Origin of the sequence: Niastella sp. OAS944, from assembly GCA_024809215.1 — a bacterium.
Taxonomy (GTDB): Bacteria; Bacteroidota; Bacteroidia; order Chitinophagales; family Chitinophagaceae; genus Niastella.
Genome location: JANUBW010000009.1, coordinates 410,896 through 423,060, shown reverse-complemented (window position 1 = coordinate 423,060; position 12,165 = coordinate 410,896). Strand labels below are relative to the sequence as shown.

Here is a 12,165-nt window from a genome sequence, read left to right as displayed (position 1 = left end):
CTTCCGGGGCTAAAACTATGACTGTTTGTTTAACGCCGTGACCTGGCAACTGTAAATACCCGCGATAAATTAAATCCAAAACGCACTTCCCCTTTTCCCCAGTCGCCGGTGGTATTTGTTATAAAGGCCTTTTCGTTCATACCGGTGGCATTGGAAAAATGCAACTGAAACACGTGGCCGCCGGTTTCAATATCAAAGCCAACCGACAAAGGATCTTTATAAATATCCTTATCAAGTCCTTTTGCGATGTAATGATAATCCGCCACAAAGGCTATGCGCTTTGTTAATTTGAACCGGGCGCCTATCCCGAGTGCATATACATCGTTTTCCTCTGAAGCCTGTTCAACCAGGTTCCTGTGAACAAATACCGGGCTCAGCTGTAAACTAAAGCGTTCGCTGAACTTACGGCCCAATATCAGTTCATTGTAAAAGGCCATGCGGCTGCTGAAATAATTCTTACGGGTAGTATCGGCCCAGGGCTGTGTTGTAAGCGTAACACCACTTACCAGCACAATAGAAAATGGAAAAGAACCCGGGCCAGTAGTTTGCCATACGGGGCAGAATTTAATAAATCCATCAAGTTCTTTACCCACATTACTGCGGCCAAAACCTATTGTTAAATTGTTCAGCAGCCCATAATCCAAACCAATACGCATACTTGCCTGATCGAGCCCGAACAGGTTACTTATACCCGTACTAACATCACCAAAGCGATGCAGAATACGAAAATCAAGTACACCCTTGCCCAGGAATTCCATGGAATGCCCGTTTATAACCCGCGAAGATTTAAAAGCATTGGTAACCCGCTCAGGCTTTGTGGTTTCATCTTTATCAACCAGTGAAAGCAGTTCATCCTGCGCATACCCAATTTGTGAAGCAGTTACCAATAACAGCGCGAACAAAAACTTCTGCATGTTTAAATAATTAGTTTTACTTAAGCACATTATAATGGCAGTTTACTTTAATGGTAACTGATGGGGAAATTTTATCTTTTACCAGTGAGGGTATGGCAATTTTATAATCGGCCAGCAACACAGTAAATGAAGCATCTGACTGCACGGCTTCACCGGTCACTTTTAATGCGCCGGTTGTTTCCACTTCTTTTTTTACACCATGCATATCTAACACACCTTTAACTGTAACGGGGTAACTACCATCTTTCTGAAAATTCACTTTATCAATATTCACAATTTTGCCTTTGAATATCGACTTGGGAAACTTATCGCTTTCCATATAATTTTCATTAAAGTGCTCCTGCATCAGGGCTCTTTTAAATTCAAAACCCTTCACCAACACGGCAAACTCAATTTGCCCCGTGGTTGCATCAAAAACACTGGTAGCCGCTTTATTAATACCATCAATATCTTCTGCAGCTGTGCCCGCAGCAAAATTTATTTGTCCGGTTTTTGTAAAATATCTTTTCTGTGAAAAAACCGGAAGAGAGAGAACAAACGAACCAATAATTATAAGCATTTGCTTCATAGAATAGATTTTTAATTTTATAAACAGTCTTATTCGGCCAAACTGCATTTGTTTAATACTACATCTGATAACATGCCGGTACATACGCCTTTTATACGTGCAGGTGAACCAGCCTTTACTTTATTAATGCTTTCATCATTCTGGTAAAAGCTGCAGGTAACAGCCGAAAGCAGGTCGTTGGTTTGCAGGTATACCGTGGACTGTCCGCTGCTATCGGTTTGCACTTCGGTTACCATTCCGGTTACAACCAATACTTTGTCAACGTATTTCGTATTGGAAGCCGTTTCGTTCTGCTGAAATTCTTTTAACAGGTCAATAGCTGTTATTTCAATGCCGCCTTTTTCTTTTCTGATATCGGGTGGCGCCTTTTGATACTGGTACCATCCATAGCTTCCGCCTGCCAGGGCCAGAATCAGCAACGCTGCTATTATTTTCTTCCATGAACGCATAAAAAATATCGTTTAGTTATTTGGTGTGCCGGAACTGATCCAGCATGTTAAAATGGCTATATCTGCGGTCGACAGCGGCCCGGCTGGTGGCATTGTTTTTTCAACAATGGCCCGCTGGTTAATGCGACTGGCTTTTGCCTTCACCTGATCATAGGTTTCAAGCACCGTTCCACCCGCAGCATCGCGTGCATTGTGACAACCTGAAGTATTGCATTTGCCCGAAATAATAGCCTGTACCTTGCCATACGTGGCCGATATGGTAGAACAGTCTACAGAGCCGCCAGGGTACAACAATTCCGCCTTGTCGTAATAACAGCCGGTATTTGAAATGACCATAACTGTTATGATGGACATAATAGTCCATCTCTTCCTGTTCAACAGGAAATGATTTTGTTGATTATTCATATAAGTTTAGTTATTTAGGGAACCCGCCTGTACCCATTTTTCAATTTGGCGAATTTGGCAATTGGGGATCTTAGTGGTTCCGGGCGGCATGGGTTTAAAACCGGTTTCCTTTTTAATAGTGCCCAGCAGCTTTCCGTTAAGGGCAACCGCCTTAACACCCTCATAGTTGCTTAAATCAATTCCGCCGCGGGGACTTGTGGCGCCATGGCATCTTGTACAATAAGTAGTTATAAGGGAAGCAACCGCGCCGGAATAAGTAAATGGTATGTTACCGCAGGTATCGGTGTTATTATTGTCATTTTTGTCGGCCAGCGGTATTTCATGTTTGCAGGTAACAACAAACAGCGCAGTTAAAACGATCGTAGTAATGAGTCCTAGTTTCACTGTAGTTTTCATTGGATAAGTAAATGAGTACATATACACTCAAATTCTGTGCAGATATTATCATGATAAAGATGCAAAATACCCAGTGGTAGAATTTTACTACCGGATAGCCGAATTAACCTGCTGAGTGGTCACTAACACCTAACATCCAGTTAAAAAATGATTCAGTGCGACCAAAGCTGGTAATGGTATCATAGATGGTTTCAGGTTGTAACACAACCTTCATTCGCGATTTACTGGCAGGAAATAGTTTTACTATAGAAGAAATATTAATAATGAACTGGCGGTTGATACGAAAGAAGAGCGTTGGGTTCAGTTGTTGTTCAAGACGCTCCAATGTAAAACCCGTATTGTATTTTGCCTGCTGAAAAGTAACCAGGTATACGATCTTATTTTCTGTAAAAAAATAAGCTACCTCATCGGCCGGTACCAATTTCATTTGGCGGCCAATGGTCACTAAAAATCTTTCCTGGTACGATGATTTTCCATTTACGGTTGCCTGCCGTTTTGTTGTTGACGAAAAAAAAGTTTCATACCGGTTTAGCGCAGCTGTTAATTCTTCATTTTTAAAAGGCTTTAACAAATAATAGATGCCGTTAGCCCTAAAGGCATCTATCGCATATTTGTCAGATGCACATGTAAAAATTACCGGTATTTTTTTTTGTAGATTGTTGATTACCTCAAAACTCAACCCATCGGGTAATTCTATTGCAGAGAAGATCAGGTTAGGCAGCGGGTTCTTCTGTAGCCATTGGGTAGCGGTCTTTATATCCTTGCAACGACCGCTTATTTCCTTTTCGGGTGCGATCTCAGTTAATAATTTTTCAAGATATTTTACAGCCTGTGGGTCCGGATCAATAATTAAAACGCGCATATTGTATATATAACAATATGCGCGCCGTTTTCTTTCTTTTTATCTGCCTTTTATATCAGATTAAATTTTATTTAATTACAATCTTCTGCATATGATTCTTACCATCGGCAAATACTTTGAAGATATAAATACCAGGCGTAAATGTATTCAGTTCTTTTACCAGGACTGAATTTATACCTGCAACCAGCAGCACTGGTTTTGATAGCAATTTGCTACCGGTAAGGTCTAACAATTCAACGTAGGTTGACTGTGTGTTGTTTACCGAAATATTTACATTTACCCGGCCGGTAGTTGGGTTAGGCCAAACCAGGAACAAGTTCTCACTATTGGGCTTAACCATTACTATTGAACTAAGGGTATAGAAATGGTTATTGTCGACCTGGCGAACCCTGTAATACACTTTATCTGTATTGGAAGCGCTTACATCTGTATAGTCGTACTTATTTACAGCAGCTGTTGCCTGTTTGTATGTAACACTACCTATTACGCCGAAATTTATTCCATCAAGGCTTTTTTCTATTTCATAATGATGTACATCTGCCTCATCTGTTACATGCCAGGTTACGGTATTACCCTGATTGGTTTTTCGGGCACTTACATTTACAAACCGAACGGGGGTTACAACGGCATTCACCACTACGGTGGCTGCGGCCGTACTGGCGGGACAACCGCTTAGTTTATCGGCAGAGATCAGCAAATTGTACGTACCAGGTGTACTGAAATTAGAAGTGGTTAAGGTAAAAGAGGTTGCTGATGCATTGAGAACAGAGGTAGCATAGCTGCTTCCCGTATTATCCCTTACTGCATACCAGGCGGTGGGCACTGCACTGGTTATGCTATAGGGAACATTTTGACCTGCAAAGATGGTTGTTGACGTGGGCGAAATACCCGGTGTTGTTGGTGAGGTACATATTACAGTGCTGGTAGTACAATCTGTTTTTTCACTACCGGTTGCGCCCGATTGAAAAGTAGCCTTCAATACGGCTCCATTATACAATGGCAACGATGAAGTGATATCCCAGTTTTGTGTACCTGTGGGTGGCGTATTGAATGTTTGCGACCCCGCCAGGGCCCCATCAACATATAACCGAACAACACTTGCCGTGGTAGTTACATTTACAGTACCGTGAATAATAGTACTGGCGTCTGAATATGGTGTTGAGGTGAAGACCGGGCAAGTAGTTGTTACAGCGGCTACAGTAGCAGTTGAAGAAGCCGCACTGGCCGTACTACAACCACCGGCTGCCGTTACAGTGGCTGTGTATGTATCGCCGGCTACCAGCGCAGGCACCGTTACCGACCAGGCGCCACTGCTATTGGCGGTCGTTGTCCAGCTGGCGGTGGTAGTAGTAACTCTATTCAATGTAATACTGGCATTGGCTGCCGAAGTACCACTAATAGTAGTGGCGCCTGCAAGCAGTTTGCCATTGGCATCTGTAGTAATTACCGGCGGCTGGTTATAACAAAGAACTGTAGTACTGTTATATACGGTACAACCGTTACCAGATAAATAGACTTTAATATTATCATTGGCATTCAGCTTCAAACCCCTAAAAACATAGCTGGTTGTATTGGCCGGTATGGTTACTGTTGCCTTTAGTACATTATTGATAAACAAAGTTGCCACCTGCGCACTTGTAGAAGTAGGCACAACGCCCGCAAGCGTATCATTGAAAGGATAAATAGCAGCGGGGAATGTAATACCGGTATTTACACTGAGGCCCGCCAAAGAACCGTTACCGCTGCTGATACAATCAAATACAGGGGTCGACTGGCAACCAGAACCTGTTAAAATAACCATATAAGTACCATTGTCTACATTGTTGGTGCCACCACTACATGTAAACCAGGTAAAAGTGGTTGCCGTATAAGTGGTATTGGCATTCGCAGGGTTCATTAAGGTATTTCCGGTGGCATCCATTTTATAAATAAGTGCGGCAGTTGCCCCTGTGGTTAAACTTCCACAAATACCCTTTGCGCCGGAATTGGTAAGAACCGTAGGGTTAATAGTAGCAGAACAGGTAGTATATATAATATTTGATTGTAAACATTCCGATTCATTAAGGGTAGCATTGGTTCCTTTTGCCTTTGCTACAAAATAATCACCTGAAGCGGCTGTGATGCCCGTAATGGTCCACGCAGTGCCGGTAGCAACACCACTGGGGTAAGCGCTCGTAGAAGTATACGTATTTAATAAAGTACCTGCAGAAGAATAGCGATATACACTGATAGTTGCATTCGCATCCATAGTGTTATCCTTTCGCGCCCAGGTACCAGCAATAGACTGGCCCGACCCTATAACAACCGAACTGCTGGTGATCACGGGCGGGTTGGTACAAACGCCGGCTACCGAACCTGTACTTAACGAAGTAAGTGTCATGGGCGGGGTACCGTTCAATGCAGCCAGCCAGCCATCGGGTGTACTTGTATAATTTACATCATTAACGCCAAATATGTCTGAACGGCTACCGGTAAGGGCCGATGTGGGCGAATTTACCGTAGTGGCCACAAATCTGAACGGCGTGCTGCCGGTAATGGCATAAGTACCAGTGAACACAGATATGGGCACATAAAAATCGTAGAAATAATCGGGGTTGTTTGAATTGGTGGTAAGCGCAGTTGATATTTGCCAGTTGTTGCTATTGGTTGTCTGATATTTCTGCACAATATCCGGCCCTGTCTTTCCATCAGCTTCGTACACTGTAACGGTAGTGGAATTACCTGTAGCCAATAGCACTTCCCACTCAAAACCAATATTACCTGTGCCTTGCGAAGTAGGCGCCACATAGTTGGGGTCGGCCTGCGAACCACTATTGCCGGCCTTAAAATCGGCATCTATCAATATACTGTAACCTTTTGCACCATTACTAATGCTGCCCACCCGTAAACGAAAGATGAGGTTGGTACCATCGTAATAGGCCACAAAACCTGTTTTATCGGTAGGTGCAGTTACCAGGTCGGTAAAGCTGCCCGACTGACCCGTGGCCAGGTCGCCTATAGGTTCCAAAAAGGCAGGCGGTATAGTTTTGAACTGTATTTCACTTTGGGTTATATCGCTGGTAGTAAAGCCCGAACTATTGGTAGAAGTATATCCATCACTATTAGGATCGAGCACAGTGCTTGCTGAAGAGCGGCGTACTATTTGACCGGGAGATTGAGCTGTAGTGTTCAGGAAAGAGCAAACGAAAATTATGGCAAATACCAGCGTATGCAGTGTATAGTTTCTCATACAGTTCGCGTTGGTTTTACTATAAATATTAAATATTTATGCCAAATATCGATTAAAACGGCAGGATTGCATGTGAAATAAATAAAATATTTATTTCTTGTAATAAGTCAATAAAAAGAAACGTCCCGGTACATTAAAATTTACCGGGACGTTTTTAATGTATCTATAATTGTTATCGTTATGCTTAATACTTAATCTTTATACAACTGAGGTGCGGCATTCAACATGGGGAATTGCCGTTGATGCCAATATGGGTATGCAGGCAGCACTTCACTCACTGCATCGAGCCGCTTTATCTGTTCCTGGCTCAACTTCCATCCGGCCGCAGCAATGTTTGCCGTTAATTGTTCTTCATTGCGGGCGCCAATTATGATACTGCTAACAGTTGGGCGTTGTAATACCCAGTTAAGCGCCACCTGGGCTACCGTTTTTCCTGTTTCTTCGGCTACCTCATCAAGCACTTCAACAATATTATACAAACGCTCTTCTGCGGCAGCGTCATTTACGACAGGACTGCCACCCTGCGCAACACGCGAATCTGCCGGCATGGGTTGGTTGCGCCTGAACCTCCCACTTAATTTTCCGGCAGCCAACGGGCTCCACACCAACGATCCTACATTTTGATCAATAGCAAGCGGCATTAGTTCCCATTCAAAATCGCGGTTTAAAAGCGAGTAATATACCTGGTGAGCAATGTATTTCGACCAGCCATACCGCTCAGCAACAGAAAGGGATTTCATTAAGTGCCAACCAGAGAAGTTGGAACAGGCTATATACCGCACCTTACCACTTTGTATCAGCGTCTCAAGCGTGCGTAAGGTTTCTTCAATAGGCGTATTCGCATCAAAGCCATGCATGTGATAGATATCGATATAATCTGTACCAAGGCGCTTCAGGCTTTCATCACAGGCTTTTATTAAATGAATGGCCGATGAGCCAAAGTCGTTCAGCCCCTCGCCCATGGGAAAAGTGGCTTTAGTAGAAAGTAACACCTCGCTACGTTTGCTGCCAAGCGCCTTGCCTAAAATAGTTTCGGCAGCACCGGTTGAGTAAACGTTTGCCGTATCAAAGAAATTGATGCCATTATCAAGACACAGATCTATCAACCGCGCCGCTTCATTTACCTGCGTACTCCCCCACGCCTTAAAGAAATCATTACCACCACCAAAAGTAGCCGTACCTAAACTCAACACCGGTACCCGAAGCCCGGAATTACCTAACTGTTTATATTCCATAACTGATCTTATTTATTCAACCACATTGGTTTTTGTTTGAGCACTTGTTTATGTATGGGGCAATTTTCACCATGAGCCCCGGGCAGAAAACCTATACTCATTAAAAATTCATTTACGATTTCACCGCCGGTAAACTTAAATGTCTTTTTAAATAACTTAACCCACTCCTCTTTTGTTTTGGGATGATGCGCCTCTAACCATTTTTCAAAACTGCCGTGTGTTTTTTGCAGTTGCAGAATGGTCTTTGCATTTTCAATAGCAGCATTGATCTTTAAACGGTTCCTGATAATTCCGGTATCATTCAATAACCGTTCCCGGTCTTTTTCGGTATACGCAGCTACCTTTTTTATATTGAAATTGTGATATGCTTTTCTAAACCCCTCTTCCTTTTTCAAAATTGTTTCCCAGCTTAAACCGGCCTGGTTGATCTCCATTATCAAACGCCCGAACAGTTCATTATCGTCATGAATAGGGAATCCATAATGATTATCATGATAGTGTTTATGAAGGCTGCGGCGGGGTTCCTCCATGGAAGGTATGTAACTGCAATAGCTCATGGTTAATACTTTAATGGTAGCTAAAAACACAAACGCTCTATCACCTCCAGTATGCCTGCCTCATTGTTATCCTTCTCGGTAACAAAATTCGCTACTTCAATAAGTTTGGGGTTGGCGTTTTTCATGGCATAGCTGTATTTGGCTGTTTTCATCATTTCGTAATCATTCATAAAATCGCCAAACACCAGCGTTTCATCGGGACTAATATTATGTAATGATTGTAAGATTTGTACAGCTTCACCTTTATTAACATCAGCACGCATAATATCGAGCCATTTTGCACCACCCACGGCTAACTTTAGTTTGTTTTCAAAATGTTTATAGGCAGGGTAGCTATTTTGTTCAGAACCTGCAAGATCGTACACAGTAACTTTCAAAATGGCCTCATCTACTTTTGTAAGATCATCTACAATTTTAAAATTACTATGATAGGCTAAAGTCGCTTTCATTAATGCATCATCTGTATTCTCCAGGTACCAATGGTCTCTTCCGCAAAGTATTGGCCAGGCATTGTCAACAGCACGTCCTGTTGTTACCAATGCTTCTATTTCATGCTGCGGTAATGATTTCGAAAGCAGATCGGTCCTTTCATGAACAATACGGCTTCCGTTATCTGATATCGCATATACCTGATCTACTATGGTCTCAAATTTTGCAGTGATGCTAAAATGCGGCCGACCTGTAGCAATACCAAACTTTATTCCTTTATCAAACAGGCGGTTAGCTATTTCCCAAAAACGCCCGGGTACTTCGTGTTTGTCGTTCAGCAGGGTACCATCAAGGTCTGTAACAATAAGTTTTATCATAAATAGGACGCAAAGATATTGAACAATAATTAAACGAAAAGAGCCCCGACGATGAATCGGGGCTCCGTGTAATATATTCTATTGTTCTATTACTTTTTATCCAGTGCATCGCTCAATCTGCCGGCAATATCCTGCAGGTGATAGCGGGTTGTTTGGTTAGGCGCCAAAGCAACAGCAGCTTTTATTTCAGCCATCAGGCTTCTTGCATGGCCTTTCAGCAATGAATAGCCATCTGCCATTTTAGAACCACCAGACTGTGACTGGCCCATACCAGGTACCTGTGCAGCAGCAGGGGGCGGCGCTAAAATGGTGATCAATGATTCTACATATGCTTTTTGCAACATGCGGCGTTGTGCATCGATGGCTTTGTGTGCAGGCAGTTCACTCCAGATGCCTTTCTTAAGATCACCGATCATCTCTGCAGAAGTATAGGCAGCAGCACCTTTCGACAGTTCAAATACATCGAGTTTATTAAGCGTACCAGGGCTCAGCAAACGCGTAACCATATTTGCCTGAATACCTGCCAGCAATGAAGAAGGATTGATACCGGCAATTCCTACAAGCTTATAATCGAGCAACCACGCAGGTGTTGTAAACAACTGCTCCTGCAAAAAGGCCATAGCTTCCTTCTGACGAGCTTTCGAAGTAAACTCGTATACATCTCCACCCTCTTCAATTGTTTTAGGTGTTGCTGTAATACCACCAATATTTTTGGCTACATGCCCCATATAACGGTTGTATTGTCCTACCAGTTCTTTGTATATATCAGCCAGGTTATCATAACCTTCATTGGCCTCTTTTGTCCACTCAGGCAAACCGGCCAATACACGTTTCAGGTTTTTGATACCATAGGCACTTGCTTTCATGGCATTGTCGCCCAGGTCTTCGTTCTGACAACGGGGGTCATCACGATCTGTTTCGGTACCAAACCAAAGGCGTTTGTTGGCACCCACACGCTCAATGATCCATTTATTTAACCAGGTAGCTTCGTCGGCAGCAGTTTTGAATTCGGGTTTCCATTTATAACCCCATTCAATAGCCCACATATCATAATCACCAATGCGGGGGAAAATACCTTTTTCGGTGATATTATCTTCCGGCTGCGCCACATAATTAAAACGGGCGTAATCCATTATAGAAGGTGTATGGCCGTTAGCCTCAACAAAAGCTTTGTTGCGGAGCATTTCAACAGGCACTGTTGAAGACGATCCAAAGTTATGGCGAAGACCGAGGGTATGTCCTACTTCATGCGAAGAAACAAAACGAATAAGCTGACCCATCAGTTCATCGTCGAACGTCATCTTACGGGCTTTGGGGTCAATAGCCGCCGTTTGTATCATATACCAGTTATGTACAAGGCTCATTACATTATGGTACCAGTTCACATGCGTTTCAATGATCTCACCACTGCGTGGGTCGTGTACATGCGGGCCGCTGGCATTGGGAATATCAGAAGGTTTGTATACGATCACATTGTGCCGTGCATCTTCTACACTCCAGGTTGAATCGTTCTTTGGCGCTTCTTTTGCAAAAATGGCATTTTTAAATCCGGCTTTTTCAAAAGCGATCTGCCAGTCATTTACGCCAGCGATCAAATAAGGCACCCATTTTTTTGGCGTTGCAGGATCTATGTAATAGATGATTGGTTCTTTGGGTTCAACCAGCTCGCCCTTTTTATACTTTTCCACATCCTCTGCTTTAGGTTCCAGCTTCCAACGGGTGATCATGGTAATGTTCTTCACTCCCTGCGGATTGGCATCGAAGTCGGTATAACCTGTAGCGAAGTAACCTACACGTGAATCGAAATACCTTGGTTTCATGGGCACCTTAGGCAACAACACCAATGAGCTGTTCAATTCAAAGGTAGCAGGGGCAGAAGTACCGGCGCCCATCATCATTCCGGGCAGGCCGCCGCCAACTGTTTTATTATATGTTTTAACGGTCTTTACTTCTACGTTTGAAGGGAACGCTTTCAACTCGGCAATATAAGAGCTGCCAGCCATAAGGGCTGTTAACCCAAGCGCACGCTTTACACCCTGATCGAAGAAAAGAATGTCGTTATCGCCGCCCAGATATTCGGTTACATCAATAACAACCGTCCCTTTTTCTTTATTATAAGCCTTAACATCAAACGCGCCTACGATGGGCTGTAAATTTGAATTAAGAACAGACGTATACATACCATTTTCGGTAGTATCAGAACTCATTTCTTTATATGAGATCGATTTCAAAAAGATGCGGTCATCGGGTCCTTTCTCAAACCTGATCACATTATCCCCTACCTGGTCACCGGCATAACCAAGCATTTGAGCACGCGAGCCAGCTGCAGAACGGGAAATTCTGCATACGGCCAAAATATCGCGACCTATTAATGAGTCGGGAATTTCAAAGAAATGGCGGTCTTCCACTTTATGAACACTGAACATGCCTTTTCTTGAAATGGCTTTCGCCGTGATCACTTCCGAATAAGGCTTGGGGCCTGCTTTTGGCGCGCCGCCGCGGTTGTTTTGTGCGGGGGCAGCAGCAGCCGGCTTTTTGGTTGTATCCGCTGGTAGCGGTGCAGGTGTCTTTTTTTGAGCAGTAGCTATTGAAGCTAATACCAGACCGGTACTTAACAGTAGTAATGTCTTTCGCATGAATAGATCTATTATGTGGCTGTTTTATGTGTAATTACGACAATTTCAGCAAGCTTGCTCATAATTCCAATAGAAATGTCATTTCCCCATATATATTCTGGTAAAATG

11 protein-coding genes are annotated in these 12,165 nt (G+C 43.2%); all 11 read right to left on the bottom strand.

Annotated elements, in window-relative coordinates:
• Positions 1 to 29 precede the first annotated feature (29 nt).
• The 11 genes from GGD38_RS29955 to GGD38_RS29905 all read right to left on the bottom strand — a co-directional run bounded on the left by GGD38_RS29955 (position 30) and on the right by GGD38_RS29905 (position 12,057).
• A complete protein-coding gene (locus tag GGD38_RS29955; protein ID WP_375302571.1) occupies positions 30 to 914 on the bottom strand; it encodes a DUF5777 family beta-barrel protein in 885 nt (294 codons plus the stop codon).
• 16 nt (positions 915 to 930) lie between these two features.
• A complete protein-coding gene (locus GGD38_RS29950; RefSeq protein WP_375302572.1) occupies positions 931 to 1,482 on the bottom strand; it encodes a YceI family protein in 552 nt (183 codons plus the stop codon).
• A gap of 29 nt (positions 1,483 to 1,511) precedes the next feature.
• Complete coding sequence (locus tag GGD38_RS29945) at positions 1,512 to 1,931, bottom strand: hypothetical protein (protein WP_375302573.1); 420 nt, start codon at positions 1,929 to 1,931, stop codon at positions 1,512 to 1,514.
• A gap of 12 nt (positions 1,932 to 1,943) precedes the next feature.
• Positions 1,944 to 2,336 (bottom strand): hypothetical protein, encoded by a 393-nt coding sequence (locus GGD38_RS29940; protein ID WP_375302574.1) that lies wholly within the window; start codon positions 2,334 to 2,336, stop codon positions 1,944 to 1,946.
• A gap of 6 nt (positions 2,337 to 2,342) precedes the next feature.
• Positions 2,343 to 2,732 (bottom strand): hypothetical protein, encoded by a 390-nt coding sequence (locus tag GGD38_RS29935; RefSeq protein WP_375303921.1) that lies wholly within the window; start codon positions 2,730 to 2,732, stop codon positions 2,343 to 2,345.
• A 103-nt stretch (positions 2,733 to 2,835) separates the two neighbouring features.
• Positions 2,836 to 3,594 (bottom strand): LytR/AlgR family response regulator transcription factor, encoded by a 759-nt coding sequence (locus GGD38_RS29930; RefSeq protein WP_375302576.1) that lies wholly within the window; start codon positions 3,592 to 3,594, stop codon positions 2,836 to 2,838.
• Positions 3,595 to 3,661: 67 nt separating this feature from the next.
• A complete protein-coding gene (locus GGD38_RS29925; RefSeq protein WP_375302577.1) occupies positions 3,662 to 6,823 on the bottom strand; it encodes a T9SS type A sorting domain-containing protein in 3,162 nt (1,053 codons plus the stop codon).
• A gap of 191 nt (positions 6,824 to 7,014) precedes the next feature.
• Positions 7,015 to 8,058 (bottom strand): aldo/keto reductase, encoded by a 1,044-nt coding sequence (locus GGD38_RS29920; RefSeq protein WP_375302578.1) that lies wholly within the window; start codon positions 8,056 to 8,058, stop codon positions 7,015 to 7,017.
• A gap of 8 nt (positions 8,059 to 8,066) precedes the next feature.
• Positions 8,067 to 8,588, bottom strand: a complete 522-nt coding sequence (locus GGD38_RS29915) for a DNA-3-methyladenine glycosylase I (protein WP_375302579.1) — start codon at positions 8,586 to 8,588, stop codon at positions 8,067 to 8,069.
• A 47-nt stretch (positions 8,589 to 8,635) separates the two neighbouring features.
• Positions 8,636 to 9,421: an HAD family hydrolase gene (locus GGD38_RS29910; RefSeq protein ID WP_375302580.1), complete on the bottom strand. Its 786-nt coding sequence runs from the start codon at positions 9,419 to 9,421 to the stop codon at positions 8,636 to 8,638.
• 89 nt (positions 9,422 to 9,510) lie between these two features.
• Positions 9,511 to 12,057 (bottom strand): zinc-dependent metalloprotease, encoded by a 2,547-nt coding sequence (locus GGD38_RS29905; RefSeq protein WP_375302581.1) that lies wholly within the window; start codon positions 12,055 to 12,057, stop codon positions 9,511 to 9,513.
• Positions 12,058 to 12,165: the final 108 nt, after the last annotated feature.